Source organism: Streptomyces sp. NPDC046215, assembly GCF_040646215.1.
Lineage (GTDB): Bacteria > Actinomycetota > Actinomycetes > Streptomycetales > Streptomycetaceae > Streptomyces > Streptomyces stramineus.
Window position 1 is genome coordinate 30286 of record NZ_JBEYZW010000028.1, and the last position, 20542, is coordinate 50827.

Below are 20542 nucleotides of genomic sequence, written 5' to 3' on the forward strand. Positions count from 1 at the left end.
GCCGCCGTTCACCGCTCGCCGAGGCGCTCCGCCTGGCGGACGGCCGCCGTCAGGACGCTGTCGAGCAGCCCGGGGAAGAGCTCCTCCAGGTCGGCACGGCGCAGGGCGCTCATCTTCGCGGTGCCCCGGTAGACCTGCTCGATCACTCCGCTCTCGCGGAGCACCCGGAAGTGGTGGGTGGTGGTGGACTTGCTGACCGGGAGGTCGAAGTACGAACAGGGCTGTTCGTCACCGCACTCGGCGAGGTAGCGCACGATCGTCAGGCGCATGGGGTCGGCGAGCGCGTGGAGCACGCCTTCGAGGCGGATCTCCTCGCGGGCGGGGTGTTCCAGCGAGCGGCCGGCGGCCGGGGGCCGGGTCTGCGGCGGCACGGCTGCTCCTCGGGGTCGGGGTCGGTGGGGCGCCGGGCGGCATCGCGCGCGGCTGCGGACAGGTCTCCATAGTACGAGAGGCTTCGTAGTTTGACATCCACCGTAATACGATGGGTATCGTACGAAGCACCTCGCCGCGGGGCGGGGCCGTGATGTGAAATGGAGCCTGTCGTGAGCGAGAGCGCACTCTTCGAGCCGTACACCCTGCGGTCGCTGACCATTCCCAACCGCGTCTGGATGGCCCCCATGTGCCAGTACTCCGCGGAGGTCTTCGGGCCGAACGCGGGCGTCGCGCAGGACTGGCACTTCGCTCACTACGCCGCCCGCGCCGTCGGCGGGGCCGGCCTGATCCTGGTGGAGGCCACGGCCGTCTCACCCGAGGGCCGGATCAGCCCCGCGGACCTCGGCATCTGGAACGACACCCAGGTCGAGGCGCTGCGGCGGATCACCGCCTTCCTCAAGGAGCACGGCACCGTGCCCGGCATCCAGATCGCGCACGCCGGGCGCAAGGCGGCGACCGAGCGGCCCTGGCGCGGCAGGGGGCCCGCCGGTGCCTCGGAGGCATGGCAGCCGGTGGCCCCGAGCGCGGTCCCGTTCGACGAGGCCCACCCGACGCCCGACGAGCTGACGGTGGAGCAGATACAGGAGATCGTCGGCCGATTCGGGGAGGCCGCCCGGCGGGCGCTGGCCGCGGGCTTCGAGGTGGTCGAGGTGCACGGCGCGCACGGCTACCTCGTCCACGAGTTCCTCTCCCCGCACAGCAACCACCGCACCGATGCCTACGGCGGGTCCTTCGAGAACCGCGTCCGCTTCGCACTGGAGGTCGTCGACGCGGTGCGCGCGGTGTGGCCGGAGGACCGGCCGGTCTTCTTCCGGGTCTCGGCCACCGACTGGCTGTCGGAGAACGCCGACGACGCGCGCGAGGGCTGGACGGCGGACGAGACGGTCCGGCTGGCGCGAGAGCTGCGCGCCCACGGCGTGGACCTGCTCGACGTCTCCACCGGCGGACTCGCCCCCGGCACGGCCATTCCCACCGGCCCGGGCTACCAGGTGCCGTTCGCGAGCCGGGTGCGGGAGGAGACCGGGCTGCCCACCGCCGCGGTGGGCCTGATCACCGACGCCGGGCAGGCCGAGAAGATCGTCGCGGGCGGCGAGGCCGACGCGGTGCTGCTGGGCCGCGAACTCCTGCGCGACCCCCACTGGCCGCACCGCGCCGCCGCCACCCTGGGCGCCGACAAGCGCGTGCCGGACCAGTACGCCTGGGCGGTCTGAGCCCCGGCGCCGGCGCGGCGGAGCCGGCCGGGGGACCTCCGACCGGCCCCCGCCGCGCCGCGTGCGTTCGCGCGGAGCGGGACTGAGCCAGTAGGGTGACGCCCCGTGGCTGCACGACCTTTGAACGAGATCGTCGAACCGGGCTGGGCCAAGGCATTGGAGCCGGTGGCCGGGCGGATCGCCGCGATGGGCGACTTCCTGCGCGCCGAGATCGCCGCGGGCCGTACCTATCTGCCCTCCGGCGCGAATGTGCTGCGCGCCTTCCAGCAGCCGTTCGACGACGTAAGAGTGCTGATCGTGGGTCAGGACCCGTATCCGACCCCCGGGCACGCCGTGGGGCTGAGCTTCTCCGTCGCGCCCGAGGTGCGGCCGCTGCCCGGCAGCCTGGAGAACATATACCGCGAGCTGCACACCGACCTCGCCCTGCCCCGGCCGTCCAGCGGGGACCTCACCCCCTGGACGCGCCAGGGCGTCCTGCTCCTCAACAGGGCCCTGACCACCGCCCCGCGCAAGCCCGCCGCGCACCGGGGCAAGGGCTGGGAAGAGGTCACCGAGCAGGCGATCCGGGCCCTGGTGGAGCGGGGCGGGCCGATGGTGGCGATCCTCTGGGGGCGCGACGCGCGCAATCTGCGTCCCCTGCTGGGCGCGGTGCCCTCCGTGGAGTCCGCCCACCCCTCCCCCATGTCCGCCGACCGCGGCTTCTTCGGGTCCCGGCCCTTCAGCCGGGCCAACGAGCTGCTGGCCCGTCAGGGCGCCGCCCCCGTGAACTGGCAGCTCCCTTGAGCCCTCTCCTCACCCCGCCCGGGTGACGTCCATGGCCGGTCCGGTCCTGGGGATCGACTCGGGCGGTTCGGGGCTCCGGGTGGCCCTGGGCCCCGCTCACCGCGGCGGCCCGCCGCTGACCTGGTCCTCCCCCGCCCCGGCCGTCATCGGTGCGGCGGGGATCGATGCCCGTGGCCTCCTCGACCAGGTGCTGCCCGCCGCCCGGGAACTGCTGGGCCGGCTGGGCGCCGACCGCTGCGAAGCCGTGTGCGTGGGCGCCGCGGGGATGGCCGGGCTCGGCGGCGAACTGCAAGCCGTGCTGCCGGGCGCGCTGCGCGACGCCCTCGGCGTGCGGCGGCTCGCCCTCGCCGGTGACGGTGTGACGGCGTACGTGGGCGCTCTCGGCCAGCGGCCGGGCGCGGTCGTGGCCGCCGGCACGGGGATGATCGCGCTGGGCACCGACCTGACCCCGGAAGGCGGTTGGCGGCGCGCCGACGGCTGGGGCCATCTGCTCGGCGACTGCGGCGGCGGCGCCTGGATCGGCCGGGCCGGACTGGAGGCGGCGCTGCGCGCCCACGACGGGCGGACCGGCGGGTCACAGCTGTTGCTGGCGCGGCTGCACACCGTGTTCGGCCCGCCCGCGGAGCTGCCCGGCCGGCTGTACCCCCGCGCGGACCGGCCCGCCGTGCTCGCCTCCTTCGCGCCCGAGGTCGGCCGGTGCGCCACCGCCGACCCCGTCGCCGCCGGCATCCTCCGCGAGGCCGCCCGGCACATCGTCGAGGCCGCCGCGGCGGTCTGCCCGGCCCCCCGCCGACCGGTGGTTTCCGGCCGGGCGGACCGGTGGGCGGCCGGCTTCCAGGAGACGGAAGAGGCTGCTGCGACCTGTGAAGTGGCATTCACCGGTGGTCTCTTTCGCCTGGGTGAGCCCCTGCTCGCACCCGTGCGCGAAGAATTGCAAAAGCAACTACCGCACGCGCGGTCGGTCGACGCTGCGGGCGACCCCCTGGACGGCGCGTTACACGTGGCGGGAGCGCTGATGAGGGGCGATCTGCGGGTGCCCGCCGACCCCGCGATGTTGCGTATTATTTGCTGAACACCTTCACGACAGTCGCATGCGTAGGCGAATAAATCCGGACAGAGGCCACCCGGATGCACCCACCCGAACGTCCCGGTGCGATGAACGACTAACATGCGGCGCCATGAGCTCCCCCACAGGGCCCGCGCCCGGCCTGCCTGTACGAATGCCGCAACCCCGTCAGCCCGGACGGCACCGGCGGCCGGAGCCAGCGGCCGCACCGGTGGGTGCACCCCCGCTGGTTCTCGCCGTGCCCGGCGCCCCCGACCCCCTCACGCGGCGCATCGCCGAGGAGATCCTCAGCATCGCCCGCTCCGAGCTTCCCGGCCTGGACGCGCGCATCGGCTACGTGGACGCCGACGGCAGCGAGGGCTACCCCGCGCTGGAGTCCGTCCTGGCCCACGCGTCCGCCCAGCGCACCGCTCGCGCGAGCGAAGCCGCCGCCTCCGCCACGGCGCCCGGCGAGGAGGCGCCCTGGGACCGGTGGCCGACGGCCGTCGCCGTACCGCTGCTGGCCGGCCCCGACAACGCCCTCCTGCGCCGGATACGCCAGTCCGTGATGAACAGCGGTTCCGTCACCGAGCTCAGCGACACGCTCGGCCCGCACCCCCTGCTGGCCGAGGCCCTGCACGTGCGCCTCTCGGAGGCCGGTCTGGCGCGAGCCGACCGTGCCCGACTGTTCACAGTTGCAACTGCCGCGGACGGAATCGTCCTGGCGACGGTCGGCGGCGAGGAGGCCGTGCAGGCCGCCGGCATCACCGGCATGCTGCTCTCCGCGCGCTTGGCCGTGCCCGTGCTGGCCGCCGCGCTGGACGAGGAGGGCGCCATCGCCCGGGCCGCTGACGAGCTGCGCGCGTCCGGCTCCCGGAACCTGGCGCTCGCGCCGTGCCTGATCGGCCCCGAGGTGGCGGAAGGTCTCGCGGCCGAGGCGGCCCGGGAGGCCGGCTGCGCCGCGGCCGAGCCGCTCGGCGCCTACCCGGCGATCGGCAAGCTCGCCCTGGCCAAGTACGCGTCCGTCCTGGGCATAGCCACGCAGCCGTCGCTGCAGGGCGTACCGGCCCGCTGAGCCGGCCCGCACCCGCGGGCCCCGCGTGCCGCGCGGAGGGCCCGTGCGAGAACAGGAACACCATCCGGAAGGGGCTCCCGCGCCGCGGGGGCCCCTCCGGCCGTTCCGGGCCGGCTCAGGCGAAGAGCACGCAGGACGCGGCGGGCGCGGAGAGGGAGCCCCCGAGCCGGGGCAGGCCCGTGCCGGGGTCGACGGTGAACCAGGTGACGTCACCGGAGCGCTCGTTGGCCGCGTACAGGTGGCGCCCGCCGGGACCGGCCGTCAGATCGCGGGGCCAGGTGCCGCCGCAGCCGACGGCGCCCCGGAACGCGAGCTCCTCACCCGACGCGTCCAGGGCGAAGGTGACGATGCTGTCGTCCCCCCGGCTGGCCGCCCACAGGAACCGCCCGTCGGCGGAGACGACCGGCTCCGACGGATAGCGCGGCCCCCGCGTGCCCGGCGGCGCCATCGGCTGCTCGCCCACGGGCTCCAGTGCCCCCTCCGCGGCGCTCCAGCGGCAGATGGTGACCGTCGGGTCCAGCTCGTTGAGGACGTAGGCGCGGTCACCGCGGGGGTGGAAGGCGAGGTGCCGGGGGCCCGTCCCCGGCCGCAGCTTCGTCTCGCCGTGCGGGCGCGGCAGCCCGCTCACCGGGTCGAGGGCGTACGTCCGCACGGAGTCCGTGCCCAGGTCCACGGCGAGGAGCCAGCGGCCGGAGGGGTCGGGCAGGACGGCGTGCGGGTGCGGCCCCGCCTGGCGGTCGGCGACCGGACCGCCGCCCCGGTGCGCGAGAACCGCCGCGGGCGCGCCGGGCACGCCGCCCCTGCGCACCGGGAGGGCGCTGACGCTGCCCGACCCGTAGTTGGCGGTGAACAGGTGCGGCCCGGCGAAGGCCAGGTGGGTGGGCCCGTCCCCGCGCACGGGAACGGGTGCGCCGAGGAGCTCGGGCCGGGCGGGGTCGGCGAGGGAGAAGGCGGCGACCGTGCCCTCGTCGGTCTCGCTCACCGCGTAGAGCACGTCGGCACCCGGGGAGAGCGCGAGGAACGCGGGGTTCACGACGGCGTCGGTGGAGTGGAGCGGTGTCAGCGCACCGGTGCCGGGGTCGGCCGCGGCCACCGTCAGGCCCTTGCCGCCGGCTTCCGTGAAGGACCCGATGTAGGCGTAACGCCCCTGCCCTCTTTGCCGGCCCCTGTTGCTCAACGTGCCGTTCACCGTGCCCGCCCTCCCCGCCGAACCACTGGGCACCCGACGCTACACGGCGTCCCCGGTGGCCCCGCGGCGGCCTCCCGGCCCGGCCCGCCGGTCCGTCAGGGGAACTGCCAGCGGGTCTGGCTGTAGGGCTCGCCCTTGCCGAAGCCGAAGGCCGTGCGGGGGGCGACCTCGAAGACCAGCGCCGCGCCGGCCTCGGGGTTGACGAACGCCCCGTCCCGCACGTCGAAGTGCCACGCGCTGCCGTACTTCGCCTCCCATGCCGCGGCGAGCCGCCGCAGCCGCGTCTCGTCCCGCACGGCCACGGCGTCGCCCTCGACGACCAGGTCGTAGCCCTCCGCGAGGCTGTTGCAGCCGGTGGTGAGGGCGACGTGGGGGTTGCCGCGCAGGTTCTTCGCCTTCCGCTCGTCCGCGCCGGTGCAGAAGTGCAGCGCGCCGTCCGCCCAGACGCCGATGAGCGGGGTGACGTGCGGGCGCCCGTCGGGTCGTACGGTCGTCAGCCAGTAGACCTCCGCCCGGGCCAGCCGGGTGACGGCGTCCGGCCACGCGACCGCCGCCGCCCGCTCGCTGCTGTAGCGCTCGTCGAGTGCGGTGCGGGGTTCCTTCTCGGCCATGGGTGTCCTCCTGGGTGACCTGGAGCGGGGGTCAGGCGGGCGGGCGGTGTCCGACGGGGTCGGGGGCGGGCTGCGGTGGTTCGCCGCGGCGGACGGCGCCCGGGGCGCGCGGGACCGGGCGGCGGGCGCGGGCGGAGGAGCTGAGCTGCCAGGGGACGCTCATCACCATGACGCCCGGGGTGAACAGCAGGCGGCTCTTCAGCCACAGCGCGGTCTGGTTGTGCAGCAGTTGTTGCCACCAGTGGCCCACGACGTACTCGGGGATGACGACGGCGACCGCCCCCCGGGGACCGGCGTTCCGGATACCGCGGACGTAGGCCACCACCGGGCGGGTGATCTCGCGGTAGGGCGGGTCCAGGACCGTCAGCGGTACGTCGAGGTCGAGGTCCGCCCACTGCCTCTCCAGTTCCGCGGCCGCGTCCCGGTCGACGGCGACGGTGAGGGCCTCCAGGCCGCAGGGGGCGAAGGCGCGGGCGTAGGCGAGAGCCCGCAGCGTCGGTCTGTGGACCGTGGAAACCAGGACGACGGTCCGCACGTCGCTCGGGGGCATGAGGTCGGAGCGGGGGTCGGTGACCGCCAGTTCGGCGGCGACGGCGTCGTAGTAGCGCCGGACGGCCCGCATCGTCGTCCACAGGACGATCGCCGCCAGCACCGCCAGCCAGGCGCCCTCGGTGAACTTGGTGACCAGCACGATCACCAGGACCAGGCCGGTGACGACGGCGCCGAGCCCGCCCAGGACCCGGGCCCCGCGGCCGTGGCGGCGCGCCGCCGGGTCGGTCTCGGTGCGCAGGACGCGGTTCCAGTGCCGGACCATGCCCGTCTGGGAGAGGGTGAAGGAGGTGAAGACGCCCAGGATGTAGAGGTGGATGAGGCTGGTGACGTTCGCCTTGAAGAACCACAGCAACAGGCCGGCGGCGAGGGCCAGGGCGAGGATGCCGTTGGAGAAGGCGAGCCGGTCGCCCCGGGTGTGCAGCTGGCGCGGCAGGTAGCGGTGCTGCGCGAGGATCGAGGCGAGCAGCGGGAAGCCGTTGAAGGCGGTGTTCGCGGCCAGGACCAGCACCAGGGCGGTGGCCGCCTGGACGAAGTAGAAGCCGAAGCTGGTGTCGCCGCCGAAGACGGCGGAGGCCAGCTGGGCGATGACGGTGCGCTGGGTGTGCGCGGAGCAGTCGCCGCTCAGCCCGGTGAGCCGGCAGGGGTCCGCCGCGATGTGCACCTCGGCCACCAGCGCGAGCGTGGTGACCCCGGCGAACATCACCACGGCGACCGCGCCCATGACGGCCATCGTCGTCGCGGCGTTCCTCGGCTTCGGCTTGCGGAAGGCCGGCACGCCGTTGGAGATCGCCTCCACCCCCGTCAGCGCCGTACAGCCGCTGGAGAAGGCGCGCAGGCACAGCATGACCAGGGCGAAGCCCGTGAGGCCGGTGTCGGCGGGCGCGGCCTCGACGCCGTACGCGGCGCTCTCGGCCCGGGGCGCGTCGCCGAGCAGGGAGCGGAGCAGCCCGGTGCCCACCATGATCAGCACGCCGGTGATGAAGAGGTAGGTCGGGGCGGCGAACGCCCGGCCGGACTCCCGGGTGCCCCGCAGGTTCACCCCGGTCAGCAGGACCACGAAGCCGACGGCCATCGGCACCCGGTACGCGGCCAGCCCCGGCAGCGCCGAGATGATGTTGTCCACGCCGGAGGCGACCGACACCGCCACGGTCATCACGTAGTCGACGAGCAGGGAGGCGGCGACCACCAGTCCGGCCGAGGGGCCGAGGTTCGTCCGGACGACCTCGTACGAGCCGCCGCCGCTGGGGTAGGCGTGCACCACCTGCCGGTACGAGAGCACCACCACGGCCATCAGGGCGACGACGGCGGCGGCGATCCACGGGGTGAAGTGCAGGTAGGCCAGCCCGCCGAGGGTGAGCACCAGCAGGATCTCCTGCGTGGCGTAGGCGACCGAGGACAGCGGGTCCGAGGCGAAGATCGGCAGGGCGAGGCGCTTGGGCAGCAGCGTCCCGTGCAGCTCTTCGCTGCGCAGGGCCCGGCCGACGGCCAGCCGCTTGAGGAGCTCGGTGACGGGGAGCACCGGTCGAGCGTAGGCACCCCCCGGGGTGTGCCTACGGGTACGCAACGCCGGGAGCGCCGGATGGGCGCGGGTGCGCGTGATCGGGGACTCCGATGGCGTACGCCGGGGCGGGTGACCGCTCCGGCCGGGCGGTGGGAGCGTCGAGAGCGGGGTGGTGCGGCCATTGGCCTCTTTCCGGCCCGGGCCGGGCGGGTTTGAGTGGGCCATTGGCACAGTATTTTCGGCCTCTCTTGAGCCATCAGTCGAAGGGGTGGTGTGATGAGGGTGTCGATGGCGCTGCGGATCTCCGCGGCGCCTTTTTCATGTCGGACCACTGAAGGGGCGGGATGCAGTGCTGAAGAGGGCGTTCGTGGCACCGGATCCGGGTCGGGTCAGGCTGCGGACCGCCGCCCGTGCCGTCGTCGGCGTGGGCTTCGCGGTCACCGTCGTAGGACTGTCCGGACTCCCGCTGGCCGCCTCCATCACCGGTGGGCTCGCGGCGCTGCTCGCGCTGTTCACGGTCGCCGACCCGACCGTGTCCCGTCAGGTGGTCACCACCGCCCTGCTGCCGGTCGTCGGCTTCCCGGTCCTGGCGCTGGCGGCGGCGCTGCACGGGCAGCCGCTGGTGCGGGACGCGGTGTTCCTCGCCGTCGTCCTGGCCGGCGTCTACGCCCGGCGCTGGGGCCCGCGCGGGAACGCGCTCGGCATCTTCGGCTTCATGATGTTCTTCGCGACGCAGTTCCTGCACGCCGTCCCCGCGCAGCTGCCGCTCCTGTACGCGGCCGTGATCATGTCCCTGGCCGCGGCCGGTCTCGTCCGGTTCGGGCTCTGGTGCATCGAGCGGCGCACCCCGCCGCCCGCCGGGCCGCCCCCGCTGGCCGCCCGCGGTCTGGCGCGCGTCACCACCCGGCAGGCGTTCCAGGCCACGTTCGCCTGCGGGCTGGCGCTCGCCGTCGGCCAGGCGGTCTCGGACGAGCGCTGGTACTGGGCGGTCGGCACGGCCTGGTGGATCTTCGTCAACACCGCCTCGCGCGGTGAGACCCTCGTCCGGGGCTTCCGCCGGGTCGTCGGCACGGTCCTCGGCATCGGCACGGGGATGCTCGTGGCGATCCCGCTGCACGGGGCCGCCCTGCCCACCGCGGTCCTCATCGCGGCGTGCGTCTTCGCGATCTTCTACACGGCCGCCGTCTCCTACACCTGGATGATGTTCGCCGTGACGGTGATGGCCGGCCTGCTCTACGGGCTGCTGGGCGTCCTGGACGCGGAGCTGCTCGCCCTCCGCCTGGCCCAGACCGGCGTCGGGGCGGTGGGTGCCTCCCTGGCCGTCCTCGTCCTCCTGCCCGTGACCACGCACGCCGCCACCGACGCGTGGATCCGGCGCGCGCTGCGCTGCGTGCACGCCTGCGCCACCGAGGCGGCCGCGCGCCTGGCCGGCTCGGAGAGTGCCGACCCCGGTCCGCGCGTCGCCGAGCTGGAGCTGCTGCTCGGCAGGGTGCGGCTCTCGCTGGCGCCGCTGGTGCACCCGCTGAGCCCGCTGCGCGCCCGCAAGGAGAAGGCCCGCCGGGTGCTGGCGCTCCTGGACGACTGCGCCCGCGAGGTGCGGGGGCTGGCGGCCATCGCCGCGGACCCGGTGGCCTCCCACGACGACCGCCTGGCCGCCGCCTGCTGGCGCGTGGAGGCCGCCGTGGAGGCGCTCACCACGCCGGGGAAGGCGCGCGAGGCGCAGGGCGCGGCGACGGCCGCCGCCGAGCACCCGCTGACCGAGCCCGCGCTCGCCCACCTGCACGGCCTGGAGAGGGCGCTGGCCGACCTGGCCGTACCGCTGCGCAGCTCCCGGCGCTCGCCGCTGGTCGGAGCCTGACCGGTGGGGGCGCGCCCGCACCGGCACGGCGGCAGGTAATGCTCTCCCCGCCAGGCCGTGAGGTGCGGGCATGACGGGGGCGGGGTCCGGGGCTGACAGCAGCGCCCACGTGCTGGGGGCCTCGCCTCCCGCCCGGCGCCGCCCACGGGTAGGGTGCCGGGTCATGATCGACTCCGACTTCCTGCACACCACCCGGACGTTCTACGACGCTGTGGCCACCGATTACGCCGACCACTTCCGCGATCTGCTGGCGGCCAGTCCCCTGGACCGTGGGATGCTCGCCGCTTTCGCGGACCTCGTGCGGGCCGAGGGGGCCGGGCCGGTGGCCGATCTCGGGTGCGGGCCCGGCAAGGTGACGGCGCACCTGCACGATCTGGGGCTGCCGGTCTTCGGCATCGACCTGTCCCCGCGGATGGTCGCGCTGGCCCGGGAGGCCCACCCGGCCGTCCGGTTCGACGAGGGCTCGCTCCTGGACCTGGACCTTCCCGACGGCACCCTCGGCGGGGTCGTCGCCTGGTACTCGATCATCCACCTCCCCGAGGAGCGGCTACCGGAGGCCGTCGCCGAGTTCCACCGGGTGCTGGCCCCCGGCGGCCACCTCCTGCTCGCCTTCCAGGTCGGTGACGAGCCCCTGCGCCTGGAGCAGCCCTTCGGGCATCCGGTGTCCCTCGACTTTCGCCGGCGACAGCCCGACCACATCGCCGAACTGCTGCGCCGGGCCGGACTGACCATGCAGGCGCGCATGGTGCGCGAGCCGGTCGAGGACGTGGAGTCGACCCCGCAGGCGTACCTGCTGGCCCGCAAACCTCACGACACCGCCGGCGCCTGACGCCCGCGGGCGCCTTGCCGGTGCCGCCGAGCCGGGCGGTGATCGTGCCGGCCGGCGCCCGCCCCGGCGTCAGTTCGGCTGCCGGCGCACCTGCTTCAGCTCGTGGTGGAGGGCCCAGGCGTCGGCCACCGGCCCGATGTGGTCGAGCTTGTCGGGGTTGCTGATGCCGCGGATGGTCTGGATCCGCCCGTCGAGCACGTCGAGGACCAGGGTCTGGAGCACCTTGCCGTCCCGGTCGCGGAAGATCGCGCCGGGCTGGCCGTTGACCTCGTGCGGCTCGCACGTCACGTCGATCCGGAGCAGCCGGGGGTAGAACGCGCCCAGCAGGCGGGCCGCGTTCTCCGCGCCCACGACGGTCCTGGCCAGCTGCGGGGCCTTGCCGCCGCTGTCCCCGACCAGTTGCACGTCGGCGGCGAGCAGGCTCTGCAGCCCGCTCACGTCGCCGTTCTTCAGGGCGTCGAAGAACCGCGTCGCCAGCTCCTGCCGCTCCTGGCGGTCCGCCGCGAACCGCGGCCGCCCGTCCTGCATGTGCCGCCGCGCCCGCACCAGCAGCTGCCGGCAGGCCGCCTCCGAACGCCCCACCGCCGAGGCGACCTCGTCGAACCCGAAGCCGAACACCTCCCGCAGCAGGAAGACCGCCCGCTCCAGCGGGCTGAGCCGCTCCAGCAGCAGCAAGGCCGCCATCGACACCGAGTCGGCCAGCTCCACCGACCGCGCCGGGTCCTGGTACGGGTCACTGAGCAGCGGCTCGGGAAACCACGGGCCCACGTACTCCTCGCGGCGCACCCGTGCGGAGCGCAGCACGTCGATCGATATCCGGGTCACCGCGGCCGACAGGAACGCCTTGGTCGACGTGGGCCGGGTCGCCGAGCCGTCGAAGCGCAGCCATGTCTCCTGCACCGCGTCCTCGGCCTCACCCACGCTGCCCAGAATCCGATAGGCGATCGAGAACAGCAGCGGCCGCAGCTCCTCGAACTCCTCGACCTTGCTCATGCCTGGTTCCTCCCCCTGAAAAGCCTTCTTCACCTGGCCGCACTCGCCGGCGCGGGCGGCCCGCCGATGATCATCTCGCTCGCCGGCGGGCCGGATCAACGCCCTCGGGCGCGGGCCCCCGGGCCGGTTGCCGCCGCGGTTCAGTGCGGGAACTGCCCGGCCTCGTAGTTGCCGGCCGGCTGCTGGGTGATGACGTTCAGCCGGTTCATCGTGTTCATGACGGAGATCGTCATCACCAGGGCGGTGAGCTGCTCCCCGTCGAAGTGCTCGGCAGCGTTCGCCCACGCCTCGTCGCTGACCCCGCCGGCCCCGTCCGCGATCCGTGTCCCCTGCTCCGCGAGCTCCAGCGCGGCACGCTCGGCCTCGGTGAAGACGGTGGCCTCCCGCCACGCCGCGACCAGGTGCAGCCGCACCGGGGTCTCGCCGGCGGCGGTGGCCTCCTTGGTGTGCATGTCGATGCAGACGGCGCAGCCGTTGATCTGGCTGACGCGCAGCGCCACCAGCTCCTGCGTCGCGGCGGGCAGCGGCGATTCCTGCATGGCCTTGCCGATCGCCAGGAAGTGCTTGAGGATCTTGCCGGCGATCGGGTCGGCGAAGAGGTCCAGTCGCGCGTCCATGGTGTGCTCCTTGGTGGTCGTCAGTGGCTGCTACATCCCTTGAGACGAGGCAGCCCGCCGCCCTGTGACATGGCGGTATGTGACGTGGGTCTCCCGGCGGCGGCCGGGTCGGCGGGCCCCCGGTTCACCCGTCGGGCCCGGCCGCTGAGCGGCAGAGTGCGTCGATGTCCTCGCCACATGCGAGGATCGGCTCCGGTTTTGATCTCGGAAATGGCGGGTTATGGGGGATGGCGTGCTCCTGAGCTGTTTGGGAGTCACTGAAGAGGAAGAGCGGGTCTACCGGTTCCTGCTCCGGAACGAGCAGGGCCTCATCGGGGAGAGCGGCCCGGTGGCGGCCATGAGCCAGGAGGGCGTGAAGTCGTCCGTCCGCCGGCTGGTCGCGCTCGGTCTGGTCCGTGTCCGGGATGACGGAAGCGTCGTCGCCGTCGACCCGGCCATCGGCGTCGAGCGGCTCATCGAGGACACGCTCTCCGGGCTGCGGGCGCGGATGCGGGACGTGGATGCCGCGCGGTCGGCGGTCTCGGAGCTGGGGCGGGAGTTCCAGCGGGGGACGCGGGTGGCGGCGGCCGACATCGAGCAGGTCCTCGGCGGGCGCGAAGTGTGGGCCCGGCTGGACGAGCTGGCCTTCTTCGCGCACCGGGAGGTGCTGGCCATCCACCCCAGCGCGCCGTGGAAGGGCCGGAACATCGAGGCCGCCCGCCCGCTGGACCTGCGGTGTCTGCGCCGGGGGCTGACGTTCCGGATGGTGGTCGTGCGGGAGGCGCTGCGGGACGCCCTGACCCGGGCGTACGTCGATGAGCTGGTGTCGGCCGGGGCGCAGGTGCGCTGCGTCGGGGAGCCGGTGCAGCGGACGATCGTCTACGACCGGAGTCAGGCGGTCGTGCCGCTCGACCCGGGTGAGACGCGGCGGGGCGCGGTGGTGGTGCGCCAGCCCGGTCTGGTGACCGGCCTCGTGGATCTCTTCGAGCGCACGTGGGAGTCGGCGGCCGACATCGCGACGCTGGAGGGTGGTCCCGGCGGGGAGCACCCGCTGTCCGAGCTCGACAAGCAGGTGCTGGACGTGCTCTCGCGGGTCGACAAGGACGAGGTGGCCGCCCGTGAACTGGGCGTCTCGCTGCGGACGTTCCAGCGGTACGTGGCCCAGGTGATGGCCCGGACGGGCGCGAACAGCCGGTTCCAGGCGGCGGTGCGGGCGAAGGAGCTCGGCTGGCTGTAAGGGCTGCCCGCACCGGTGCGGACACCGGTGCGGGCAGCGGTCACGGCCGGGCCTCCCGGCCGGCCCCGGTGAGCTCCTCAAAGGCGCGGTAGCCGCCCTCGACGCCGATCCGGACGTCGGTGAAGGCGAGGTACCGGCCGCTGATCAGCGGGGTGTCCCGGAGTTCTTCGACGAGGTGGTAGTACGCCTCCAGGTCCTCGGTCTCCAGCAGGGCGAAGTCCGTGTGCTGCGCGTGGAACGCCTCGGCGTCGAAGAAGCGGGCGGCGACCCGGTCGGCGTACTTCGCGAACACCGGCTGGATGTACCGCTCTTCCATGGCGTTGCGTTCGCCCCGGGAGAGGCCGAGCCAGGCAGGGGTGAAGGCGTAGCTGAGGATGACGGTGTAGCGCACGACGGCCTCTTTCAAGCGGCTGGGAACCAGGCAGAACGAAAGAGTGCCCGACGAGGGCGGCCCGGGGGCGGGAAAGGAGCGCCGGGAAGACGCCACAGACGTGGCGTCTTCACGACACCGGCGGCACCTTCACACCCCGGGAGCCGGGTCCCCCTCGGAGGGGGACCCGGCTCCCGGGGTGACTCAGCCGGCGAGCCGCGACGCCGCCGCGCCCCGGAGCGCTACGTCCCTGACGGCGCAGTAGACCTCGGCCGGGCTGTCGTAGTAGCGCCACGGAAGGGCCTCCACATAGCCGTCCACCAGCCGGAACTGCTCCAGCGCGGCCTCGTGGCTGCCCTGCTTGGTCAGGCAGTAGGCCAGCAGATGCCGGACCTCCGCGACCCTGGGGTGGTCCGGCCGCGCCGCGGCGACATCCGCCAGGGCGGCCTCGGTCAGCGCCCTCATCTCCGGCCAGCCGTATGCCTCGTCGGGGGCCTCATCGTCGTTGTGTTCGTACCAGCTGACCAGCGGGAACATCGTCAGCAGGCTGCCGCGCGGGGCCGTCGCCGCGGCCTGCGCGGCGAAGTTGCGGGCGATCTCCTCGGAGCCGCGCCACTTCGCGCTCCAGTACTGGAGCGCGCGCCAATGGGCCTCGTAGTGGTACGGGGCGCGGGCGGTGACCTGGCCCCACAGCTCGTGCATCGCCTCGTGCGGGGCGCTCAGGCCCATGTACAGCGGGATCTGCAGGAGGTACGGGGTCGGGTCGCCGGGGTCGGCCAGGGACACGGCCCGGGCGAAGTCCTCCCTGGCCTCCTTCAGCACCCGGTGGAAGCCGGCGAACCGCTCGGCCGAGGTGTCCTTGGCCCAGCCCCCGCCGCGGATCTCCCAGGCCACCGACACCTTCGCGTCCGCGTGGACCACGGCCGCGTCCGGATCGTCGGGGCGCGCGGCCTGCCAGGCCCGCAGCCAGGTGTCGTCGTCGGCCGCCCGCCCCGCGATGACACCGACGAGGTACGAGCGGCGTTCCCAGTCGGTGCCCGCGGCGGTGAGGGCCTGGGCGGCGGGCAGCCAATCGCCCCGGGAGAGGGCCTTCAGCACGGCTTCCGCCTCCGGGTCGGCGTACGCCCGGTTCGTGTTCTGGCGCTCCGGCGGCAGCAGGTCCGCGCCGATTTCGGCGGCGAGTCTCGCCGCGCCCTTGGCGCGCCTCTTGGACCGCAGCCAGAAGCAGAGCATGACGACGACAATGATGAGCGGGAGGATCCCGGACATGGTTTTCTACGGTCCGATCGGTCGTGAGTTCAGTAGTGTGCGGAGCTCAGTGGGCGAGGAGCGCGCGCAGTGGCGCGGTGTCCGGGGCGTCCGCGGTGGCCGCGCGTACGGCGGCGGTCAGCGCCTCGTCCGTCTCACCGGGGTGCGCGGTCCCCGGCAGCCGTAGCCGCACCTGCTCCGACCAGGAGAGCTCCCAGTACGCCCCCTTCTCCACCAGCGCCAGTTCCGCCAGCCGGTATGTCCCGGTCTCCAGCGCCGGCCGCAGGAATTCCCTTGCCGCCCTGCCCGTCGCCTGTGCCGCCTCCGACGACTTGGGCAGGTGCCCCGCGACCGACCACAGTTGTCCCGCGTCGGCGGAGTCCAGCAGGGCGGTGAGGTCGTCCGCGGCGCTGCCCGGGGCGACCCCCGCGGCGGCCAGGGCCGTCCGCAGCGGACCGGCGGCGGATGTCGCCAGCGCGTGCATTCCCCTATGTGCCAGTTCCGGCCATTCCGCCCGCCCCATGGCCAGTGCCTCCGGCGTGAGGAGGACGTCCTCCAACTGGGCCAGCACCTGCTCGGTGTCGCGCAGCAGCGCCAGCGCGGGCCGCACCGGATCCGCCCCACGGCCGTCGTCGGGCTGCGCCTCGATCAGCCGCACCCGCTCGGCCACCGGGGGGTGCGAGTCGTAGGGGGACGGCTCGTCCGCCGGCAGTTCGCCCCGCAGCTCCGCCAGGTCGGACCGGCGCCGGGGGTCCGCGAGCAGGTGGCGCAGACCGCCGAAGACCTCGCCGCGCGGCGGGAGGAGGCCCGCCTCGACGCCCAGCAGGGCGTACCGGCTCTGGTAGAAGTCGTGGGCGGCGTCGAGCGCGGCGATCTCCCGCAGCGCCGAGGCCGTGGCGTCCCGGCCCGCGACCCGGACCGCCATCCGGTCGGCGGCGAGCTCCTGCTGCCGGCCCACGCCACTGCTGGCCCGCAGGTAGAAGAGCGCGTACGCCTGGAACGGCTTGGCCATCAGCCGGTACCGGAGCCCGGTGCGCCCGGTGTCCACTCCCCTCGCCTGCTTGCCCTTGCGCAGCCGCTTGGCGTCCGCCTTCTCCTGCCGGGACGCCTCCTTGCCGATCCGCTTGCGCTCCTGCTCCTGGAAGGCCGCGACGGTCCGCAGGACGCAGTCACGGCCGCGCCGCGTGATGCCCGCAAGGCGGGTGTCGGCGTTGCCGTAGTGGCCCAGCTCGTGGGCGATCACCGAGTGCAGCTGCGGCTCGTTCAGACCCGTCAGCAGCGGCACGCCGAGGTACAGGCGACGGCGTCCGGGCAGCAGGCCGAGCAGTCGGGCGTCCTCGGAGACCGCGGCGTTCACCTCCCCGGTGAGGAGGATCTCGTCGGGCGGCCGGGTCCCCGAACGTTCAGCCAACGAGCGTACGGCCGCCCACAGTTCGGGCTGGTCGGCCTCGGTGACCGGCAGTGCTTCCTTGTCGCCCCCGGTGCTCGCGCCCAGCGCGAAGGCGCCCCGCAGGACCGGGTATCCGAGCAGGGCGGAGAAGACGGTCACCTTGACGGCGACCGGGGCCGGCGCCCAGACCCAGGCCGCGACGTCGGCTCCGAGGAGGACGCCGAGCACGACGAGAGCGACGAGATAGAAGCCGGCCAACAGAACCAACGCGCGCAGCGCGCGCGGAGATGCGCTCACAGAGCAGAGTCCCCCGCATGAAGAAGAATATGAGTGGGAGGATCATATGTGCGAATCGTGCATGGACTGGATCATTTTCGCCGGAAGGTGAACGGTCTCCCGAGACCGGACGGACCGGGTGCGGCCGTGACGAGCGGGCGCGGCCGCTACTCCGGAGGCAGGACCGGGCGCTGAAAGTAGCTGCTCGGGGGCGGTGCCACCGCGGGCCCTCGGGCGTAGGCGGCGACGGCCTCGGCGGAGACGGGCTCCAGGTCCGAGCGCTCGACCCAGAACTGGCGCAGCTCACCCAGGGCCACGGTGAACATCTCAGGATTCTTCGGGTCGCGCATGTATCGCGTGATCCCGAGTGGCGTCGACTTCTCATCGCTCGGGGTGAACTCGTCAGCCACGAAACGTTCCACCCTCTCGCTCTCCTTCTTTTCGGGTTCGCGCTGGAGAACTCGCCGGTTGGCTGCGACCACCTCGCGGTACACCGTATCGATGTCCTCCTGCAGCTGGTACACGGCATTGCGTGCGGCCTGGGCTGCCGCGGCATTGGCGGGCTCCACCTTGACGCGGTCGTAACCCCAGAGGCGTGAACGGTAGCTCGGCCCCACCTCCCGCACCCAGGAATTGGCGTCGAACATTTCACCGGAGCGGACCACGGGCACCTTCCCCGAATACCGGTAGATGGTCACGTCCTTGGAGCGCAGCCGGAAGATGTTGCCGCCTTTTTCGGCAGCCTGCTTGCGCATCTGCTCATCGACGCCGCGCAAGGTGGTGGCGCGAATCTGCTCGACGGTATCGGTGATGTCATGCTCTCTCATGAAGTACCGGGCGCCAACGTGGTCGATCGTGTTCAGCTGCCTGGCGGTCTCCAGGAAGAGCACCAGGCTCTGGATGTCGGGGATGAGCGAGGGAAGGTGCCGACGCAGTGCTTCGATGTCGATGCTGACGATGTGCGGTTCTTTGTGGCCGAATACCAAACCGGTCTCCGGCTCGCTCCACGGGACCCGTTGCCCAGTCTTCTCGTCGCGCATTTCCCAGCGTGGATCGGCCCCGAACTCGATGTAGAAGCGGATCTGCCTCTGCACCTGCTCGATACGCTTCTGCTGGGCGGTGAGCGCCGCACCGAACGGCGCGAGCAGCTCGTTCGCGACTGTGATGACCCCCAGGGCCCCGGCGAACGCACGCGCGGCCGGTCGGAGGGCCACCGCGGGAGGCTGTTCGTACGGGGTCATCTGCGCCAGCGCCGGGCCTTCGGGAGTGAGGATCCGCCGGACCGGTGCGGGTGAGCCGGTCGCGGGATCGATCTCCGGCAGTGGTTCACCACCCGGGCGGATGATCCGGATCCAGATCTCCCCGTCCTGGTACCCCGTCACGGGCCGGCCCTGGGCGTCACGCACGATCTCGTCGATGACCAGGAATTCGCTTGTACCCAGACCGGTGATGTAGGGCACACCGCCCCCTGCGAAGGGCACCGAACCGCGCTGGAGCTCCGCTGCCGACCGCAGCCGGGGGAGGGCCGAGGGAGGGGGCAGCGACGGTGGCCCCTGAGCCGGTGCGGGCTGCGGTGCCGGTGCGAGCTGCGGTGCCGGCGCGGGCTCGGAGGGTTGCGCGGGGCCCAGCAGTCCGGCCGGAGCCGGGCCCGGCAGCAGCTGAGGTGGCGGCGGCACCGGCGCCGTCCCTTTCGGGAAGACGAACGCCAGCGACACCACCGGCTGCTCGCTGACGAGCAGTTGCCCGTTGGTCTCCGTCAGGCGGTACAGGCGCTCCGATGTGGCTGCGAGCCCGTTGTGCTCCGTAAGAATCTTGCGCACCCGGTCCGGTGTGATGAAGTCCGCGGTGGACTTGAGTTCATACACTGTGCGGGTCCCGTCTTTGAGCTTGTGCAGTTCCGCCCGGACGGCGAGCGACTGCAGCGTAAAGGCGGCAAGATAGCGCAGTTGCTCTGGTGTCCACGGCATGTCGATCCGTTCCACAGATGCCCCGACTCCCATCGCACCGCCGCCGCCCAACTGGGAGACACCTCGCGCCGTGATGATCGTGTGATGCGCCGACGCGAGACCCGTCACGGTCCGGCCGACGCCCTCCGGTGCATAAGTGAAGGAACGTCCGTCCCGCAGCACGGTCACATGCCCGTCCTCGAGATACTTCTCGATCTGCCGGTGGATCTGCTCCGTTCCCTCCTGCCCGCCACGCTTGCCCGCCTTCACCTCGAATACTTCCCACACCTGGAGGCCGCTGCCGATCAGCTCCCCGATCATTCCGTCACGGAACAATTCCGAGGCGCCGTGCTGAGGTTTGCCACCCGCCGAGCCGACGACTCTCTTGGCCCGGACGCCGAGGAACAGCTTTGCTCGGGGGTGCCCTTGCTGTTGCCACATCCGGAGTTTGGCTTCCATGACCGGCCGCGCGAGGATCTCACCGACGTTTCCCACGGCGATACGGAGATACCCGATGGACACTTCTCCGCCTGCCAGCTGTTCCTCCGGGATACGGGAAAGCCTCTCCTCCAGTTCCTCGGGATATCGGCTGAGGAAATCCACGTCCCGTGCGAAGTCCTCCGGGTCATAGCTCGCCGGCCGTTGGAGTTCGCCCAGCCGGAGAACGTCCGCCTCCCCCGGGCTCTTCGGCTCGATCTCCTTGCCCAGATTCGGGCCGAGCACGGTGAGCAACAGCTTGCGGTTGGATCCGCGGGCCAGTCGGAACCACCGTTCCGGGGGCGCCGGGGCGGAAGACGTCTTGAAGTAGTGGTGGTACGCCTCTTGGAGCTTCTGGTACTCGGGGCGGAACGACTTGCCGTCCTCGGTCAGCACCTGTGCCGCGGTGGGAAAGGACGCCTGCGGCGGAGGGTCCTCGCCGCGTTGGAGGCGCGGTCCGAGCACCTGTTGCTGGGCAACGTGGGCGAGCTCGTGGCCCAGCAGCCCCGGCGATGCCCCGGCTTCCCCCATGACGATGTGCTCGCCCAGCGTGAACGCGGCCGCGCCGGCCGCGCGCGCCGCCGCCGGGTCGACGTGGACGCGTACCCCCCGGAAGTCGGCGCCCAGCAGCCGTTCGCCGACCCGGCGGGACGAGGCGTCGAGAGGGCCGGGCTCCCCCGCGCCGGCGGTCCCCGGCGCCTCCCTGCCGAAGGCCGCGCCCAGCCGGTCCGCTTCCTGTTCCAGCGGGTCGTCCCGGGGGCCGCCGGCCGACTTCGCCTGCACCGCCCGCCGGCCCAGCCCGGCGTGCCGGGCGGCCGGGGGCTCCGGCGCCGCGCCGGGGCCCGGATCGGGCGCCCGGCGGGCCCGCTCGGCGGGCGCGGCCGCATCGGCCTTGCGCTCGGCGTCGGGCGCGTCACCCATCA

General features: G+C 73.2%; 17 protein-coding genes. 7 read left to right on the forward strand and 10 right to left on the reverse strand.

Annotated features, from left to right (window positions below; genetic code table 11):
- Nucleotides 1–8: 8 nt before the first annotated feature.
- Nucleotides 9–371, reverse strand: coding sequence for a helix-turn-helix transcriptional regulator (locus tag ABZ951_RS14925; protein WP_344095812.1), 363 nt, complete (start codon nucleotides 369–371; stop codon nucleotides 9–11).
- A 171-nt stretch (nucleotides 372–542) separates the two neighbouring features.
- Here ABZ951_RS14925 and ABZ951_RS14930 point away from each other — a divergent pair, with 171 nt between their 5' ends.
- The 4 genes from ABZ951_RS14930 (at nucleotide 543) to ABZ951_RS14945 (ending at nucleotide 4546) form a co-directional block, all read left to right on the forward strand.
- Complete coding sequence (locus tag ABZ951_RS14930; protein ID WP_344095814.1) at nucleotides 543–1643, forward strand: NADH:flavin oxidoreductase/NADH oxidase; 1101 nt, start codon at nucleotides 543–545, stop codon at nucleotides 1641–1643.
- 105 nt (nucleotides 1644–1748) lie between these two features.
- Nucleotides 1749–2426: a uracil-DNA glycosylase gene (locus ABZ951_RS14935; RefSeq protein WP_344095816.1), complete on the forward strand. Its 678-nt coding sequence runs from the start codon at nucleotides 1749–1751 to the stop codon at nucleotides 2424–2426.
- 31 nt (nucleotides 2427–2457) lie between these two features.
- Nucleotides 2458–3498 (forward strand): BadF/BadG/BcrA/BcrD ATPase family protein, encoded by a 1041-nt coding sequence (locus tag ABZ951_RS14940; protein ID WP_344095818.1) that lies wholly within the window; start codon nucleotides 2458–2460, stop codon nucleotides 3496–3498.
- Between the two features lie 106 nt (nucleotides 3499–3604).
- Nucleotides 3605–4546 (forward strand): hypothetical protein, encoded by a 942-nt coding sequence (locus ABZ951_RS14945; protein ID WP_344095820.1) that lies wholly within the window; start codon nucleotides 3605–3607, stop codon nucleotides 4544–4546.
- A gap of 115 nt (nucleotides 4547–4661) precedes the next feature.
- On the opposite strand, the gene ABZ951_RS14950 is transcribed toward ABZ951_RS14945, so the two are convergent.
- The 3 genes from ABZ951_RS14950 to ABZ951_RS14960 all read right to left on the reverse strand — a co-directional run bounded on the left by ABZ951_RS14950 (nucleotide 4662) and on the right by ABZ951_RS14960 (nucleotide 8417).
- On the reverse strand, nucleotides 4662–5735 hold the full coding sequence (locus ABZ951_RS14950; RefSeq protein ID WP_344095822.1) for a lactonase family protein: 1074 nt from the start codon (nucleotides 5733–5735) through the stop codon (nucleotides 4662–4664).
- Between the two features lie 95 nt (nucleotides 5736–5830).
- The gene (locus ABZ951_RS14955) at nucleotides 5831–6346 is read right to left on the reverse strand and encodes a pyridoxamine 5'-phosphate oxidase family protein (protein WP_344095824.1); all 516 of its coding nucleotides are present in this window, start codon (nucleotides 6344–6346) and stop codon (nucleotides 5831–5833) included.
- Nucleotides 6347–6377: 31 nt separating this feature from the next.
- Nucleotides 6378–8417 (reverse strand): APC family permease, encoded by a 2040-nt coding sequence (locus tag ABZ951_RS14960; protein WP_344095826.1) that lies wholly within the window; start codon nucleotides 8415–8417, stop codon nucleotides 6378–6380.
- 331 nt (nucleotides 8418–8748) lie between these two features.
- Between ABZ951_RS14960 and ABZ951_RS14965 the strand changes: the two genes are divergently transcribed.
- Both ABZ951_RS14965 and ABZ951_RS14970 read left to right on the forward strand, forming a co-directional pair.
- Complete coding sequence (locus ABZ951_RS14965) at nucleotides 8749–10257, forward strand: FUSC family protein (protein WP_344095828.1); 1509 nt, start codon at nucleotides 8749–8751, stop codon at nucleotides 10255–10257.
- A gap of 163 nt (nucleotides 10258–10420) precedes the next feature.
- Nucleotides 10421–11086, forward strand: a complete 666-nt coding sequence (locus tag ABZ951_RS14970) for a class I SAM-dependent methyltransferase (RefSeq protein ID WP_344095830.1) — start codon at nucleotides 10421–10423, stop codon at nucleotides 11084–11086.
- 69 nt (nucleotides 11087–11155) lie between these two features.
- Here ABZ951_RS14970 and ABZ951_RS14975 read toward each other — a convergent pair whose 3' ends face one another.
- Complete coding sequence (locus ABZ951_RS14975) at nucleotides 11156–12079, reverse strand: RNA polymerase sigma-70 factor (protein ID WP_344095832.1); 924 nt, start codon at nucleotides 12077–12079, stop codon at nucleotides 11156–11158.
- A 140-nt stretch (nucleotides 12080–12219) separates the two neighbouring features.
- Complete coding sequence (locus ABZ951_RS14980) at nucleotides 12220–12696, reverse strand: carboxymuconolactone decarboxylase family protein (RefSeq protein WP_344095833.1); 477 nt, start codon at nucleotides 12694–12696, stop codon at nucleotides 12220–12222.
- Nucleotides 12697–12943: 247 nt separating this feature from the next.
- Between ABZ951_RS14980 and ABZ951_RS14985 the strand changes: the two genes are divergently transcribed.
- Nucleotides 12944–13912 (forward strand): helix-turn-helix transcriptional regulator, encoded by a 969-nt coding sequence (locus ABZ951_RS14985; protein WP_344095835.1) that lies wholly within the window; start codon nucleotides 12944–12946, stop codon nucleotides 13910–13912.
- 40 nt (nucleotides 13913–13952) lie between these two features.
- Here the strand turns inward: ABZ951_RS14985 and ABZ951_RS14990 are convergent, their stop codons facing one another.
- From ABZ951_RS14990 to ABZ951_RS15005, 4 genes are all read right to left on the reverse strand, one after another.
- Complete coding sequence (locus ABZ951_RS14990) at nucleotides 13953–14303, reverse strand: darcynin family protein (protein WP_344095837.1); 351 nt, start codon at nucleotides 14301–14303, stop codon at nucleotides 13953–13955.
- 183 nt (nucleotides 14304–14486) lie between these two features.
- Nucleotides 14487–15551: a DUF4034 domain-containing protein gene (locus tag ABZ951_RS14995; RefSeq protein ID WP_344095839.1), complete on the reverse strand. Its 1065-nt coding sequence runs from the start codon at nucleotides 15549–15551 to the stop codon at nucleotides 14487–14489.
- A gap of 46 nt (nucleotides 15552–15597) precedes the next feature.
- Nucleotides 15598–17217, reverse strand: a complete 1620-nt coding sequence (locus ABZ951_RS15000) for a M48 family metalloprotease (RefSeq protein ID WP_344095841.1) — start codon at nucleotides 17215–17217, stop codon at nucleotides 15598–15600.
- A 146-nt stretch (nucleotides 17218–17363) separates the two neighbouring features.
- On the reverse strand, nucleotides 17364–20540 hold the full coding sequence (locus ABZ951_RS15005) for a DUF4157 domain-containing protein (RefSeq protein ID WP_361279978.1): 3177 nt from the start codon (nucleotides 20538–20540) through the stop codon (nucleotides 17364–17366).
- Between the last annotated feature and the right edge of the window lie 2 nt (nucleotides 20541–20542).